The following is a 15,316-nucleotide window of genomic DNA, read 5'->3' on the forward strand; positions in this document are numbered from 1 at the left end:
CGCCCCCCGCCGCCCCCCCCCCCCCCCCCCCCCCCCCCCCCCCCCCCCCCCCCGCCCCCGCGCCGCGCCCCCCCCCCCCCCCCCCCCCCCCCCCCCCCCCCCCCCCCCCCCCCGGGAGGGCAGGCCCCTCCGGCACGCGGGTCAGGGCGTACCGGCGGAGCCGTCCAGCGGGCGGCGGCGCCCCTCACCGGGTCGCCGCCGTCGTCCGGTGCCGGCTCCTCGTCCCACCCGGGGACGAGCGGACGCCGGCGGCGCAGGTGCTTCGGGAGGCGGCGGGGCCAGGGTGGCTGGTCCCGCCGTTCCTCGTCGTCCTCCTCAGGCACGGGGGTCGAGCGCGTACCCCGTGCTGAAGACGCCGTCGGGGTCGACCGCCTGCTTGAGCGCGAGCAGCCGCTCGGCGACCGCCGGCGGGTAGGCCGCGGCGACCTCGGCGGGGCCGGCGACGTCGCCGAGGAAGTTGACCATGCACCCGGGCGCCGCCCAGGGCGCCAGCGCGGCGAGCACCCCGCGGCCGACGTGCGGCAGGACGTCGGCCAGCTCCGGCACCGCCGGGCCGAGCACCATCACCGACCAGGCGGCGTCCCGGCCGGCCACGGCGTTGGGCGACTGCGGCTGGCGGGCCAGCGCGCCGCCCATCAACCGGAGCTCGGCCATGACCAGCGGCACCTCGACCTGGGGCCCGGCCGCGGCGAGGAAGGCGTCGACGGTCTGCTCGGTCAGCTCGGCCAGCAGCATGCCCTTCTCCCAGCCGGGCATCGGGTCCTTGGGGTCCATGTGCACGGCGTCCATCTCGGTGGTCAGCAGCGGGCCGATGAACCCGAGCAGGACCCGGCCGGCGGCCCTCATCGGCGCGACCAGCCGCTCGCCCTCGGCCGGGTCGTCCCCGCAGTAGGCGTAGCGCAGGTGGACGACGGTCTGCCCGCGCAGCGGCTCGGGCAGGTCCGGCAGCGGCGGCAGCCGCAGGACGGCGATCGAGGTGCCGACCTCCTCGGGCAGGGCCGGCGCCCAGACGCGGAAGGCGTGCAGGACGGCGGCGGCGTCCTCCGCGGCGAAGAAGATCCCGCCGCCGACGATCGAGCCGACCGGGACCAGCTCGAACTCCAGCGAGGTGACGATGCCGAAGTTGCCCTTGCCGCCGCGGACGGCCCAGAACAGCTCGGGCTCGCTCTCGGCGCAGACGGTGCGCAGCGCTCCGTCGGCGGTGACGATGTCGAAGGCGACGACGGAGTCGGCGGCGAAGCCGTACCGGCGGCCGAGCGACCCCATGCCGCCGCCGACGGTGTAGCCGACCACGCCGACGTCGGACGACGAGCCGCACAGCCCGGTCAGCCCGTGCTCGGCCGCGGCGGTGAGGACCTTCTCCCACTTCACGCCCGCCTCCACGCGGGCGGTGCGGCGGACCGGGTCGACGGTGACGCCCTGCATGCGGCGGGTGGAGACGAACACGGTGCCGTCGGCGTTGCGCACCGGCCCGTGCCCGGTGGCCTGGACCGCGACCGGCAGGCCGTGGGCGGCCGCCCAGGTGACGGCGGCGGCGACGTCGGCGGCGCACGTGGCGCCCACCGCCACCGCGGGGGTGTGCCGGACCGCGACGTTCCACGCGGCGACCTCGGCGGCGATGCCCTCGTCGCCGGCGGTGTAGACCGGGCCGTGGACGCGGCTGCGCAGCGCCTCGACGTCGGCGGCCGGGACCGCCGGCGGCGACGGGTCGGCGGCGGGACGCGGGGCGGGGATGGTCGCGGAACGGGCCTCGGTGACGCTCATGGCGGGGGATTCCCTCGTGACGACGGTCGCGGCGACGGTGCCGCGGGCTCGGTTTCTGACGGGGACGACCCTGGCCGCGGGGACTTGCCGCGCACTTGCAGCCGGCTTGGGCGCCCACTTGCGGGCGCCGGCGACCGGAAAGGGCTCCCGCTCTCCTCCCGGACCTGCGAGGATCCCGCCTCGTGCGTTACCGCGTCCTCGGGCCGCTCGAGGTCACGGGCCCCGACGGTCGGCTGCTGGACGTGGGTGGCGCCAAGCCGAGGGCGCTGCTGACGCTCCTGCTCGCCGAGCCCGGCCGCGCGGTCGCGATCGACCGCATCGTCGCCACCCTCTGGGGCGACGACCCACCGCCCACGGTCACCGGCACCCTGCAGGCCTACGTCTCCCACCTGCGGCGGGTGCTGGAGCCCGACCGCGGCCCGCGGGAGGCGCCGAAGATCCTGCTCACCCGCCCGCCGGGGTACCTGGTGCAGGCCGACGCCGGCGAGCTGGACAGCCTGCGCTTCGCCCAGCTGGTCGACGAGGGTGACCGGGCGGTGGACGGCGGTGACCCCGCGCGCGGCGTGGCGCTGCTGGACCAGGCCCTGGGGCTGTGGCGCGGCCAGCCACTCGCCGAGCTGGGCGACCAGCCGGGCGCGGGCACCGACCGGCTGCGGCTGACCGAGCTGTACGTGCGGGCCCGGGAGCGGCGCTGCGACGCGCTGCTGGCGATGGGCCGGGCCGAGGCGGCCGTCACGGACCTGCAGCGCCTCGTCGCCGAGCACCCGCTGCGCGAGCGGCTGTGGGGTCGCCTGGTGACCGCCCTCTACGCCGCCGACCGGCAGGCCGACGCCCTCGACGCGCTGCGCCGGTGCACCGAGCTGCTGCGCGACGAGCTCGGCATCGACCCGGGCCCGGAACTGCGCGACCTGGAGCGGGCGGTGCTGCGCCAGGACCCCCGCCTCACCGACCGGCTGCCCCGCCCGGTGCTCGCCGTCGTCCCGCCGCCGGCGCCCATGCCCGCGGCGGTCCCCGGCAGCGAGACCCTGGTGGGCCGGCAGGCCGAGCTCGCCCACCTGCGCGCGGTCTCCGAGCAGGCGGCCGCCGGGCGGCCGGGCATCGTGGTGCTCGGCGGGGAGGCCGGCATCGGCAAGACCCGCCTGGCGGAGGCGGCCGCCGACGCCGGCCGGGCGGCCGGGTGGTCGGTGGCGTGGAGCCGGTGCGCCGACGACGCCGGCGCGCCCGCGCTGTGGCCGTGGACCCAGGTGCTCGAGCAGCTCGGGCAGGACCCGCTGCCCCCGTTGCCCGACGACACCGACGCCGACGCCGACGCCGCCCGGTTCGCGCTGTTCCAGGACCTGCGGGCGCGCCTGGCCGCCGCGGCCGGGCGCCCGGTGCTCGTGGTCCTCGACGACCTGCAGGGGGCCGACACGACGTCGGTGCAGCTGCTGGGGCTGCTGGCCCGGCACCTGCCGCGGGCACCGCTGATGCTCATCGTCACCGTCCGGTCGATCGGCGAGGACCTCCCGTCCGCCGTGGTCGACTGCCTGGCCCGGCTCAACCGCGAGCCCGCGGCCAGCCGGATCCGGCTGACCGGCCTGAGCACCGAGGACGTCGGGGCGCTGATGGCCGGGCAGCTGGGCGCCGTCGGCGGGCGCTCCCTGGCCGAGACCGTGCACGACCGCACCGCGGGCAACCCGTTCTTCGTCGTCGAGCTGGCCCGGTGGATGGTGGGCGCCCACGACCTGCACCTGGACCGGCTGCCGGTGCCGCCGTCGGTCGGTGAGGTCCTGCGCCACCGGCTGCAGAGGCTGCCGGCCGGCACCCGGGAGGTCCTGGAGCTCGCCGCCGTCGCCGGGCGCGAGGTGGGGCTGGACCTGCTCGAGGCCACCGGCACCCCGGCCGAGGAGGCGCTGGCGGCGCTGGACTCGGCGACCGCCTACGGGCTGGTCGTGGAGGGCAGCCGGCCGTGGAGCTGGCGGTTCACCCACGCCCTGGTCCAGGAGGTGCTGTACGCGGACCTGCCGCGGCTGCGCCGGGCCCGCCTGCACGCCGCCCTGGCCGCGGCACTGGAGCGGCGGGCCACCGGCGGCCGGGCCGACGACGCCCTGGTCGAGCGGCTGGCCCACCACTTCGTCGAGGCCGTCCCCGTCGTCGGCCCGGGGCCGGCGCTGCGCTACTCGACCGCCGCCGCGCGGGCGGCCCGCGAGCGGCTGGCGCACGGGGAGGCCGCCACGCACGTGCGGCGGGCCCTGTCGCTGCTGGACCCGGCCGAGGCCGGCGCGGCCCGTACCCGCCACGACCTGCTCACCGCCCTCGGCAACGACCTGCTGCGCAGCGGCGAGCGCACCGAGGCCCAGGAGGTGGTCGCCCAGGCGATCGCGGTGGCCCGGGAGCTGGGCGACCGGCGCTGCCTGCTGGAGTCCGCGGCGGTCTGGGGCTCCCCGACGCTGTGGAACTGGCGGCCGCACGGCGTCGTCGACCACGAGATGGTCACCCTGCTGGAGGACCTCCTCGAGGAGCGGGACGAGCTGGCCCCCGACCCGGCCGAACGCGACCGGCTGACCGCCCGGCTGCTGGGCACCCTCGGGGTGGAGCTGGCCTTCAGCGAGGACCTCCAGAAGGGTCCGCGCTACGCGGAGCGGGCCGTCGAGCTGGCCCGGGAGCTGGACGACCCGGAGCTGCTCGGACGCACGCTCAACAACCTCTCCCTCGCCGTCTGGGGGCGCCCGGGGGCCGCGGAGCTGCGGCTGGCGGCCTCCGACGAGGCCCTGGCGCGGGCGGGCCGCGGGCTGCCGCGGCGCACCGAGTTCTACGCCCGGCTGCACCGTGCGGCGATCCGGCTGCACCTGGCCGACCTGCGCGGCTTCGAGGCCGACCTGGACGCCGGTCGCCGGCTGTCGATCTCGCTGTCCGGGCCCGAGGTGCGCCCGCACGTGCTGTGGCAGCAGGCCGGGGCGGCGTGGCTGCGCGGGGACGCCGCCCGTGCCGAGGAGCTGACCACCGAGGCCTACGAGCTGTACCGCAAGGTCACCCCGCACGCCCTGCACGCCTACGCCGCACACCAGTTCACGCTGCGCCGGGGCGACCACCGGCTGCCCGAGGCGATCGACCTGCTCGTGCGCACCGGCGACGAGGGCAACCCGCTGCTGCAGCTGATGGCGGTGCTCGCGGCGGCCGAGTCCGGGGACCTCGCCGAGGCCCGGCGGCTGCGCAAGCGGTGGGGCCGCACCCACGTCCGGGACTGGGCCAGCGACGTCGCGGTCCTGCTCGAGGCGGAGGTGGCCCTGCAGATCGGCGACGAGCCGGAGCTCGAGGCGGCCACCGTCCAGCTGCGTCCGTTCCACGGCCGGCAGGCGGTGCTCGGGACGCCGTCGTTCAGCCTGGGCGCCTACGACGAGCTGCTGGGCCGGATCGCCGAGCACACCGGCGATCCGGACGCCGCCCGCGAGTGGTGGCGGGCCGCGCGCCGGCAGGGCCTCGCGGTCGGGTCGCCGCACCAGGTGGCCCTGGCCGACTCGCACCTGGCGCGGGTGCCCGAGGAGACGGCCACCGGCCCCGGCCGGAACGGCTCGGCCCCCCGGTCCGCCTGACCCCGCTCGTCGTCCTGCCGGTCAGCCGTCGGGCAGGTGCACCGTCGTCGTCACCCGGGCCAGGCTGGGCTCCGGCGGCACCGAGCCGAACCCGAAGGTGACCGGCGGCCGCACCGCGGCCAGCGCGCCCAGCGGTGCGCCGTCCCACGCGGCGTCCACCGCCGTCACCGTGTGCAGGTCCTGCACGCCGTACCACTCGGTGCGCCCGTTGCCGGCCGACCCGGTGGTGCGCAGGCCGGTCAGCACCCGCGCCGGCCGGTCGAGCAGCCGCACCCACGCCGGGGCCCGGGCCAGGGGCGCCGGGACGGCGTGCAGCAGCCACCCGAGGGGCGACCGGCGGCCGGTGACGACCCGCAGCCGCAGTGGCCCGGCCGTCACCGTCCAGGTCGCGGGGTCCGGCCGGGCCACGGTCACGTCGACCAGCCGCACCTCGTCGAAGGTGTAGGTCGCCGTGATGAAGTCGACGGCCGCGGACGACGGCGCCAGCAGCACCCGGACGCCGTCGGGGCGCTGGACCATGACGTCGGACAGCGGCCCGAGCGGGGACCGCGGCCAGTGCCCGACGACGATCCGCGTGCCCGACGCCGTGCCGACGCCGAGGATCCAGCCGTCGAAGCGGAGCCGGGCCACCGGTCGAGGATGCACGCCCAGCGGACCGGGCGCCCCCTGTGCCAGCCTCGCCCCATGACCGCCGTCGAGACCGCCGCCCTGGGCGCGACCAGCGAGGTCGGGCCGCTGCGGACGGTGCTGCTGCACCGCCCGGGCGCCGAGCTGCGCCGGCTGACCCCGCGCAACAACGACCAGCTGCTGTTCGACGGCGTCCCGTGGGTGCGGCGGGCGCAGGACGAGCACGACGCCTTCGCCGCCGAGCTGGCCGCGCGCGGGGTGGAGGTGCTGTACCTGGACCGGCTGCTGACCGAGGTGCTGGCCGTCCCGGCCGCGCGGCACGAACTCGTGGCCGCGGCGGTCGACGACCCGCGGCTGGGGGCCACGCTGAAGCGGGCCGCGGCCGCCCACCTGGCCGACCTCTCCCCCGCCGACCTCGCCGGTGCCCTGATCGCCGGGCTGGCGCACGACGAGCTCCCCGGGGCCCGCGGGTTGTCCTTCGAGCTGATGGGCCGCGGCGACTTCGTCGTCCCGCCGCTGCCCAACCTGCTGTTCACCCGCGACTCCTCGGTGTGGGTGGGCGACCAGGTCGCCGTCACGTCGCTGGCCATGCCGGCCCGGCACCGCGAGAGCACGATCACCGCGGCGGTCTACGCCCACCACCCGCGGTTCGCCGGCGCCGAGCAGCTCTACGACGCCTCCCTGGAGCACCTGGAGGGCGGGGACGTGCTGCTCCTCGCCCCCGGCGTGCTGGCCGTCGGCGTGGGCGAGCGGACGACGCCCGGCGGTGCGGAGCGGCTGGCCCGGCGGGTGTTCGCCCGCGGGCTGGCGCACACGGTGCTCGTCGTCCCCATCGCCCAGGAGCGGGCGACGATGCACCTGGACACCATCGCCACGATGGTCGACGTCGACGCGTTCGTCATGTACCCCGCGGTCGCCGACTCCCTGGTCGCCTGGACGGTCACCGCCGGCGACGAGCCGCCCGACGACGACGACAGCACCGACCTCGCCGTCCGGGGGCCGGCGCCGTTCCTCGAGGCGGCGGCCGCGGCGATGGGGATCGACCGGCTGCGGCTGATCGACACCGGCCTGGACCCCGTCACCGCCGAGCGCGAGCAGTGGGACGACGGCAACAACACCCTGGCGCTGGCCCCGCGGCTGACCGTGGCCTACGAGCGCAACACCGTCACCAATGCCGCGCTGGAGGCCGCGGGCATCGAGGTGGTCCGGATCGCCGGCTCGGAGCTGGGCAGCGGGCGCGGCGGCCCGCGGTGCATGTCCTGCCCGGTCTCCCGGGCCCCGCTGCCGGCCCGGTGACCCGCCGCGCCCCTCCCCGGCCGAGCCGCCGGCTCAGGGAGCGACCGGCTCGACCCCGGTGAGCTCGTGCTCTGCCCACCCTGGTGGGCAGAGCACGAAGTCCCCCGGAGGGAGGGTCGGCCCGTCGAGGGACGGCGTCAGAGGCCCTGGGCCAGCCGGTGGTAGGCCGCCGACCAGCGCAGCTCCTTGGCCAGCGACCGCCGGGTGGTCTCCGCGTCGATGAGCACCAGCTCGGTGGAGAACACCTCCGCCAGGTCGGTGAGCTCGTCGGCGCCCAGGGCCGTCGACAGCACCGTGTGGTGCGGGCCGCCGGCGGTCAGCCAGCCCTCGGTCGCCGTCTCGAAGTCCGGCCGGGGCTCCCAGACGGCGCGGGCGACGGGGAGGTTGGGCAGCGGCTCGTCGGGCTCGACGACGTCGATCTCGTTGGCCACCCAGCGGAACCGGTCGCCCAGGTCACACCAGCCCACGACGACGCCCTCGCCCGGCGCCGCGGTGAACACCAGCCGGGCGGGGTCCTCCCGGCCACCGATCGACAGCGGGTGCACCTCGACCCGAGGCCGCCCACCGGCGATCGTCGGGCAGACCTCGAGCATGTGCGCACCGAGGATCTTCGGGGTGTCGGTGGCCAGGTGGTAGGTGTAGTCCTCCATGAACGAGGTGCCCCCGGGCAGCCCGTGGGCCGCCACCTTGAGGGTGTGCAGCAGCACCGAGGTCTTCCAGTCACCCTCACCGCCGAAGCCGTAGCCGTCGGCCATCAGCCGCTGGACGGCGAGGCCGGGCAGCTGGCGCAGGCCGCCGAGGTCCTCGAAGTTGGTGGTGAACGCGCCGAAGCCGCCGTCCTCGAGGAAGGTGCGCAGCGCGGCCTCGATGCGGGCCTGGTAGCGCACCGCCTCGTGCGCGGGCCCGCCGGGCGCGGCGTCGTCGGCGAAGTCGTAGAGGTCGCCGTACTCCGCCACCAGCGCGTCGACGGCGGGGTCCTCGACGGCGTCGACGACGGCGACCAGGTCGTTCACGCCCCAGGTGTTCACCGAGACGCCGAACCGGATCTCGGCCTCCACCTTGTCGCCCTCGGTGACCGCGACGTTGCGCATGTTGTCGCCGAAGCGGGCCAGCCGGAGCGACCGCACGGCGGAGGCGGCGGCCGCGGCGCGCGCCCACGAGCCGACCCGGGCGAGCACCCGCGGGTTGGAGACGTGCCCGGCCACCGTGGTCCGCGGCATGCGCAGCCGGGTGAGGACGAACCCGTACTCCCGGTCGCCGTGGGCGGCCTGGTTGAGGTTCATGAAGTCCATGTCGATCGTCGCCCACGGCAGGGCGGCGTCGGCCTGGGTGTGCAGGTGCAGCAGCGGCTTGCGCAGCGCGTCCAGCCCGGAGATCCACATCTTCGCCGGGGAGAAGGTGTGCATCCAGGTGATGACGCCGACGCAGGAGGGGTCCTCGTTGGCCTCGCCCATCGCCCGCCGGATGGCGCCGGCGTCGGTGAGGACCGGCTTCCAGACCACCCGGATCGGGACCTCACCGGCGGCGTCGAGCGCGGCGGCGACCCGCTGGGACTGCTCGGCGACCTGCTGGAGCGTCTCCTCGCCGTACAGCCCCTGGCTGCCGGTCAGGAACCACAGCTCGTGCCCGGTGAACGGGTCCGTGCGCATCAAGCCTTCCTCACTGTCCGTAGACGTTCTGGTAGCGCGCGTACAAGGAGTCGACGTCGGCCTGGGCGATCGGCAGCGGCTCGCCCAGCTGGCGGGAGAGGTGCACCGTGCGGGCGACGTCCTCGGTCATGACCGCGGCCTTGACCGCGGCCTTCGCCGACGGGCCGATGGTGAACACGCCGTGGTTCTGCATGAGCACCGCCGGCGAGCGGGAGCCCGACAGCGTGGCGACGATGCCCTGGCCGATCGAGTCGTCGCCGATGAGCGCGAACGGCCCGACCGGGATGGCGCCGCCGAACTCGTCGGCCATCGCGGTGAGCACGCACGGGATCGGCTCGGCCCGCGCGGCCCAGGCGGTGGCGTACGGGCTGTGCGTGTGCACCTGGCCGTTGACCTCGGGCATGTGCCGGTACACGTAGGCGTGCGCGTCGGTGTCGCTGGAGGGCTTCTTGACCCCGTCGACGGCGTTGCCGTCCAGGTCGCAGACGGTGACGCCCTCCCAGGTCAGCTCGTCGTACTCGACCCCGCTGCCCTTGATGACGAAGAGGTCCTCACCCGGCACCCGCTCGGAGACGTTCCCGGAGGTCCAGGTCACCAGCGCGTACCGGGTCAGGTAGGTGTGCAGCGCCGCGACGTGCTCCCGCTGCGCGCGGTGGGTGCCCCGCTCGGTGCGGGACTCGGTGGTGGTCATGCCAGCTGCTCCTCGGGGAGTGCGGGGGTCGGGTCGGGTTCGGCGGTCTGCCGCCGGCCCACGCCCACGTGGTCCACGGCGGCCCGCTCGACCGGGAGTGCGGCGACGTACCGCTGCACGAACGCGTCGAAGCCCGCGACGTCGGCCGGGTCGGGCTCGACCGTCTGCAGGGTCGCGCTGCCGAAGACCGCGGTGTCCAGGTAGTCGGCCAGGCTCTGTCCCTCCGGGCGACCCGGCCCTGCCGAGCCGGCGGCGGCGAAGGCGGCCAGGACCGCGATGCCCCAGGCGCCCCCCTCGCCGGCGACGTCGCCGACGGAGACCGGGGTGTCGATGGCCGCGGCCAGGAAGCGCTGGGCGACGCCCTCGGTCTTGAACATGCCGCCGTGCGCGAACATCCGGTCCAGCCGCACGCCCTCGGTCTTCTGCAGGACGTCCATGCCGATCCGCAGGGTGGCCAGGGACGAGAACAGGTGCGTCCGCATGAAGGTGCCGAGGTCGAGCCGGCTGTCCGGCGACCGCAGGAAGAGCGGCCGGCCCTCCTCGAGGCCGGTGATCGGCTCCCCGGAGAGGTAGTTGTAGGCGAGCATCCCGCCGCAGTCGCTCGCTCCGCCCAGTGCGGCGGTGAACAGCGTCCCGAAGACCGCCGACGGGTCGGCCTCGACCCCCAGCGCCCGCGCGAACTCGGCGAACATCCCGACCCAGGCGTCGAGCTCGCTGGCCCCGTTGTTGCAGTGCACCATCGCCACCGGGTCCCCGGCCGGCGTGGTGACCAGGTCCAGCTCGCGGTGCACCCGGGTGAGCTCCCGCTCGAGCACCACCATGGCGAAGATGCTCGTCCCGGCCGAGACGTTGCCGGTGCGCGGGGCGACCGAGTTGGTGGCGACCATCCCCGTGCCCGCGTCCCCCTCCGGCGGACACAGCGGGATGCCGGGGCGCAGTCGCCCGGTCGGGTCCAGCAGCGCCGCGCCCGCCTCGGTCAGCGTGCCCGCCGGACGGCCGGCGGGGGCGACGGCGGGCAGCAGCTCGGCCAGGGTCAGCTCGACCCCCGCCTCGGCGGCCAGCTCGTCGAACCGGGCCAGCATCGTGGCGTCGTAGCCGCGGGTGCGGTCGTCGATCGGCAGCATGCCGCTGGCGTCCCCGATGCCGAGGACCTTCTCGCCGGTGAGCTGCCAGTGCACGTAGCCGGCCAGGGTGGTCAGGTGGTCCAGGCGGGCGACGTGCTCCTCGCCGTCCAGGATCGCCTGGTAGAGGTGCGCCACGCTCCACCGGTGCGGGATGTTGCAGCCGAACTCCGCGCTGAGCCGCTCGGCCGCCCGGCCGGTGTTCGTGTTGCGCCACGTGCGGAACGGCGTGAGCAGCGCACCGTCGGCGTCGAACGCGAGGTAGCCGTGCATCATCGCCGACACACCGAGGGCGCCGAGGCCGGCCAGCTCGACCCCGTGGCGTCGTCGCACGTCGTCGGCCAGGGTCGCGACGCTCTGCTGCACCCCCGCCCAGACGTCGTCCAGCGAGTAGGTCCACAACCGGTCCACGAGCTGGTTCTCCCAGTCGGAGCTGCCGACGGCCAGCGGCGCGGAGTCCGGACCGATCAGCACCGCCTTGATCCGGGTCGACCCCAGCTCGATCCCCAGGGCCGTGCGGCCGCCGGTGATGGCTGCGGCGGCATCCGTCGTCATGTCAGGAGACCCTCTCGACCGGCGTGGACAGCCCTGTCCCGGCGATCCGGTCGATCGCGGGAGACGGCACGTCCCGGGATGTTAGCGCTAACACGACGTCTCCTCATGCCGGGGCCGGCCCCGTGCTGGACCGCACCAGCAGGGTCGCCGGCACGGGGTCGGGGTGCAGTTCCTCGCCCTGGAGCCGGGCCAGCACCAACCGCACCCCGCGGCGGCCGAGCTCGGCGAAGTCCTGGCGGACGGTGGTCAGCGGCGGGGTGAAGTAGGGGGCCTCGGGCAGGTCGTCGAAGCCGACGACGCTGACGTCGCGCGGCGCCTCCAGGCCCTCCTCGTGGAAGGCGGCCAGCAGCCCGAGCGCCATCTGGTCGTTGGCGAGGAACACCGCAGTCACCTCCTCCCCGGCGTGCACGCGGGCGGCCAGCTCCTTGCCGGCGGCGTAGCCCGACGACGGCGTCCAGTCCCCGCGCAGGTACGGCGGGACCGGCGCCCCGTGCGCGCACAGCTCCGCCCGCCAGCCGGCGATGCGGTCGCGCGCCTCCTGGGAGTCGGCCGGGCCGGTCACGTGGTGCACCGTGCGGTGGCCGAGGTCGAGCAGGTGCCGGGTGGCCAGCCGCGCGCCGGTCACCTGGTCCACGCCCACGGCCGGCTCCTCCACCGCGCCCCCGCTCTGCACGGTGACCAGCGGGAGGGGGGTGTCGACCAGGTGCAGGGCCTCGGCCGCGTCGTCGTAGGTGGCCTGCGCCACCACCGCGTCGACCGACTGCCCCACGAACCGGTCCACCGCGGCGCGCATCGCCTCGGCGGTGCCGTCCTCCAGGACGGTGACCAGCAGCGAGTAGCCGGCGGCGCGCGCGGCCTGCTCCAGCCCGACCAGCGTCTGCGCCGGGCCGTACTGGTTGATGTTCACGGTGACGAAGCCGATGGTGCGGGTGGAGCCGGTGACCAGCGCCCGCGCGGCGGAGTTCGGCCGGTAACCGAGCTCCCGGATCGCCCGCTCGACCCGTTCCCGGGTCTGCGGTGCGACGTTGCGGTGCCCGTTGATGACCCGGGAGACCGTCTGGTGCGAGACACCGGCCCGGGCGGCGACGTCCGACATGACCAGCGAGCGTGTCGCCCCCTCGGGCTCCACCGTCCACCCCTCCCGTCGACGGGGCGACCCTGCCCCGTGTGGTCGCCCCGTGCGGGCGGGGGTGGCCCCGCGGTGTCCGCGGGGCCACCCTCTGGACTCAGCGCGAGGCGCCGGCCCGCCGCTTGTTGTAGACGTCGAACGCCACGGCCAGGAGCAGGACCAGGCCCTTGACCACCGACTGGATGGACTGGTCGATGCCCATGAGCTGCATGCCGTTGCTCATCACGGCCATGATCAGACCGCCGACCATGGCGCCGACGACCGTGCCGACACCACCGGTGACGGCCGCACCGCCGATGAAGCAGGCCGCGATCGCGTCGAGCTCGAACATGTTGCCCGCGCTGGGCTGGGCGCCGTTGGACCGCGACGAGAACACGATGCCGGCGATCGCGGCCAGGAAGCCCATGTTGACGAAGATCCAGAAGTTGACCGCCCGGACCTTGACGCCCGACAGCGTCGCGGCGGCCAGGTTGCCGCCGATCGCGTACACCTGACGCCCGAAGACGGTGCGGTTGGTGACGACGCCGTAGGCGATGATCAGCACGGCCAGGATGATCAGCACGATCGGCAGGCCGCGGGCGTGGGCCAGCTGCCAGGCGAAGGCCATGACCACGGCCCCGACCGCGACGATCTTGGCCACGAAGAGCGGGAAGCTCTCCACCGGCTGCTGGTATTTGATGCGGGCGACCCGGGTGCGGAAGTTGCTGAACGCGTAGCCCGCGACGGCGACCGCCCCGATGAGTAGGGTGAACGCGTCGTACCCGTTGCCGCCGATGAGCCCGTTGAGGAAGCCGCTGGCGATGCGGCTGTACTCGGCCGGGAACGGCGACAGCGAGATGTTGTCGAGCACCTGCAGGGTGAGCCCGCGGAACAGGAGCATGCCGGCGAGGGTCACGATGAACGCCGGGATCCCGACGTAGGCGACCCAGAAGCCGTGCCAGGCACCGATGGCCAGTCCGACGGCGATCGCGGCGAGCGCGCCGGCCCACCACGGCATCCCCTGGCGGATGACCAGGACGGCGGAGACCGCCCCGGTGAGCGCGACCACCGACCCGACGGAGAGGTCGATGTGCCCGGCGATGATCACGATGACCATGCCGATGGCCAGGATCAGGATGTAGCTGTACTGCAGGACGATGTTCGTGACGTTGCCGGGGCTCAGCGAGGTGCCCCCGGTCAGGATCGCGAACAGCGCGACGATGACCACGAAGGCCACGTAGATGCCGCTCTGGCGCAGGTTGCTCGTGAGCAGGGTGCGGACGTTGCTGGTCCCGGTGTGCAGCGCGACAGCGGGGGCGACGTCCTTGGGAGCCGTGGCGGACTGGGCCTCCGGCTCCGACGAGGGGGGAACGGTCCTGGTCATGCCACGAGCTCCTTCTCCTTGGTCATGAGCTCCATGAGGTTCTCCTGGGTTGCCTGCTCGACGGGCATCTCGCCGGTGATCCGGCCCGCCGACAGCGTGTAGATCCGGTCGCTGATGCCCAGCAGCTCGGGCAGCTCGGAGGAGATGACCAGCACCGCCTTACCGGCGGCGACCAGCCGGTTGATGATCGTGTAGATCTCGTACTTCGCGCCCACGTCGATGCCGCGGGTGGGCTCGTCGAGGATGAGCACCTCGGGGTCGGTGTACAGCCACTTGGACAGCACGACCTTCTGCTGGTTGCCACCGGAGAGCTTGCCGACGACGGAGGTGACGCTCGGCGCCTTGACGTTCATGCTCTTCCGGTAGCCCTCGGCGACCTTGATCTCCTCGTTGCCGTTGACGAAGCCCTTGCTGGCGAGCTTGTCCAGGGCGGCGGCGGAGACGTTGCGCCGGATGTCCTCGATGAGGTTCAGGCCGTAGTGCTTGCGGTCCTCGGTGGCGTAGGCGATGCCGGCGTCGATCGCCTCGGCGACGTTCTTCGGCCGGACCTCCTTGCCGTGCACGAACATCCGACCGCTGATGTTCCGCCCGTAGGCGCGCCCGAAGATGCTCATGGCCAGCTCGGTGCGCCCGGCGCCCATCAGACCGGCGATGCCCACGACCTCGCCGGCGCGGACGGTGAAGCTGGCGCCGTCGACGATCTTGCGGTCCTGCGTGGGGTGCCAGACGGTCCAGTCCTCGACGCGCAGCACCTCCTCGCCGGGGTGGGACTCGCGCTCGGGGTAGTAGCTCTCCAGGTCGCGGCCGACCATCCCGCGGATGATCCGCTCCTGGGTCACCTCGCCGGCGTGCAGGCTCAGCGTCTCGACGGTCTGGCCGTCGCGGATGACGGTGACGTTGTCGGAGACCGCGGTGATCTCGTTGAGCTTGTGCGAGATCATGATGCAGGTGATCCCGCGCTCGCGCAGGCGCCGGAGCAGGTCGAGCAGGTGCGCCGAGTCGTTGTCGTTGAGGGCCGCGGTCGGCTCGTCGAGGATCAGCAGCCGCACGTCCTTCGACAGCGCCTTGGCGATCTCCACCAGCTGCTGCTTGCCGACGCCGAGCTGGCCGACCGGGGTGACCGGGTTCTCGTCCAGGCCCACCGACCGGAGCAGCTCGGCGGCCTCGGCGTTCGCCTTGTTCCAGTCGATGAGCCCGCCACGGCCGCGACGCTCGTTGCCCAGGAAGATGTTCTCGGCGATCGACAGGTAGGGCACCAGGGCGAGCTCCTGGTGGATGATCACGATCCCGACGTGCTCGCTGTCGCGGATGCCGTTGAAGCGGACCGGCTGGCCGTCGTAGATGATCTCGCCGTCGTAGCTGCCGGCCGGGTAGACGCCGGAGAGGACCTTCATCAGCGTCGACTTGCCGGCGCCGTTCTCCCCGCAGATGGCGTGGATCTCGCCGCGGCGGACCCTCAGGTTCACGTCCGACAGCGCCTTCACGCCGGGGAACGTCTTGGTGATGGAGCGCATCTCCAGGATGTGGTCGTCCATGGGACCTCGTCGTC

At 74.8% G+C, this 15,316-nt stretch carries 10 protein-coding genes; 2 read left to right on the forward strand and 8 right to left on the reverse strand.

Annotated elements, in window-relative coordinates; translation table 11 throughout:
- Nucleotides 1-315: 315 nt before the first annotated feature.
- Complete coding sequence (locus tag ACI79E_RS19620) at nucleotides 316-1,764, reverse strand: FAD-binding oxidoreductase (protein WP_456934250.1); 1,449 nt, start codon at nucleotides 1,762-1,764, stop codon at nucleotides 316-318.
- Nucleotides 1,765-1,946: 182 nt separating this feature from the next.
- Between ACI79E_RS19620 and ACI79E_RS19625 the strand changes: the two genes are divergently transcribed.
- Entirely contained in the window at nucleotides 1,947-5,336 is a 3,390-nt protein-coding gene (locus tag ACI79E_RS19625; RefSeq protein ID WP_456934251.1) for a BTAD domain-containing putative transcriptional regulator, read from the forward strand.
- 21 nt (nucleotides 5,337-5,357) lie between these two features.
- Here ACI79E_RS19625 and ACI79E_RS19630 read toward each other — a convergent pair whose 3' ends face one another.
- Entirely contained in the window at nucleotides 5,358-5,966 is a 609-nt protein-coding gene (locus tag ACI79E_RS19630; RefSeq protein WP_456934252.1) for a hypothetical protein, read from the reverse strand.
- Nucleotides 5,967-6,020: 54 nt separating this feature from the next.
- Here ACI79E_RS19630 and ACI79E_RS19635 point away from each other — a divergent pair, with 54 nt between their 5' ends.
- Nucleotides 6,021-7,259, forward strand: a complete 1,239-nt coding sequence (locus ACI79E_RS19635; protein WP_456934253.1) for an arginine deiminase — start codon at nucleotides 6,021-6,023, stop codon at nucleotides 7,257-7,259.
- A gap of 137 nt (nucleotides 7,260-7,396) precedes the next feature.
- On the opposite strand, the gene araA is transcribed toward ACI79E_RS19635, so the two are convergent.
- The 6 genes from araA to mmsA form a co-directional block, all read right to left on the reverse strand.
- The gene (gene araA, locus ACI79E_RS19640) at nucleotides 7,397-8,908 is read right to left on the reverse strand and encodes an L-arabinose isomerase (RefSeq protein ID WP_456934254.1); all 1,512 of its coding nucleotides are present in this window, start codon (nucleotides 8,906-8,908) and stop codon (nucleotides 7,397-7,399) included.
- 10 nt (nucleotides 8,909-8,918) lie between these two features.
- Nucleotides 8,919-9,599: an L-ribulose-5-phosphate 4-epimerase gene (locus tag ACI79E_RS19645; RefSeq protein WP_456934255.1), complete on the reverse strand. Its 681-nt coding sequence runs from the start codon at nucleotides 9,597-9,599 to the stop codon at nucleotides 8,919-8,921.
- Complete coding sequence (locus ACI79E_RS19650) at nucleotides 9,596-11,275, reverse strand: xylulokinase (protein ID WP_456934256.1); 1,680 nt, start codon at nucleotides 11,273-11,275, stop codon at nucleotides 9,596-9,598. The genes ACI79E_RS19645 and ACI79E_RS19650 overlap by 4 nt, the downstream gene beginning before the upstream one ends.
- 103 nt (nucleotides 11,276-11,378) lie before the next feature.
- A complete protein-coding gene (locus tag ACI79E_RS19655) occupies nucleotides 11,379-12,371 on the reverse strand; it encodes a LacI family DNA-binding transcriptional regulator (RefSeq protein ID WP_456934257.1) in 993 nt (330 codons plus the stop codon).
- Between the two features lie 130 nt (nucleotides 12,372-12,501).
- The gene (gene mmsB / locus ACI79E_RS19660; protein WP_456934258.1) at nucleotides 12,502-13,767 is read right to left on the reverse strand and encodes a multiple monosaccharide ABC transporter permease; all 1,266 of its coding nucleotides are present in this window, start codon (nucleotides 13,765-13,767) and stop codon (nucleotides 12,502-12,504) included.
- Nucleotides 13,764-15,302 carry a multiple monosaccharide ABC transporter ATP-binding protein gene (gene mmsA, locus ACI79E_RS19665; protein WP_456934259.1) on the reverse strand — a complete coding sequence of 513 codons (1,539 nt, stop codon included), beginning with the start codon at nucleotides 15,300-15,302 and terminating at the stop codon, nucleotides 13,764-13,766. Before mmsA ends, mmsB begins: the two co-directional genes overlap by 4 nt.
- Nucleotides 15,303-15,316: the final 14 nt, after the last annotated feature.

It is taken from the genome of Geodermatophilus sp. SYSU D00079 (assembly GCF_054050635.1).

Bases quoted from the DNA above. Each gene is read 5' to 3' on its own strand.
- ACI79E_RS19620 (WP_456934250.1), bottom strand. From the start codon at position 1,764: ATGAGCGTCACCGAGGCCCGTTCCGCGACCATCCCCGCCCCGCGTCCC.
- ACI79E_RS19635 (WP_456934253.1), top strand. From the start codon at position 6,021: ATGACCGCCGTCGAGACCGCCGCCCTGGGCGCGACCAGCGAGGTCGGG.
- araA (WP_456934254.1), bottom strand. From the start codon at position 8,908: ATGCGCACGGACCCGTTCACCGGGCACGAGCTGTGGTTCCTGACCGGC.
- ACI79E_RS19645 (WP_456934255.1), bottom strand. From the start codon at position 9,599: ATGACCACCACCGAGTCCCGCACCGAGCGGGGCACCCACCGCGCGCAG.
- ACI79E_RS19650 (WP_456934256.1), bottom strand. From the start codon at position 11,275: ATGACGACGGATGCCGCCGCAGCCATCACCGGCGGCCGCACGGCCCTG.
- ACI79E_RS19655 (WP_456934257.1), bottom strand. From the start codon at position 12,371: ATGTCGGACGTCGCCGCCCGGGCCGGTGTCTCGCACCAGACGGTCTCC.
- mmsB (WP_456934258.1), bottom strand. From the start codon at position 13,767: ATGACCAGGACCGTTCCCCCCTCGTCGGAGCCGGAGGCCCAGTCCGCC.
- mmsA (WP_456934259.1), bottom strand. From the start codon at position 15,302: ATGGACGACCACATCCTGGAGATGCGCTCCATCACCAAGACGTTCCCC.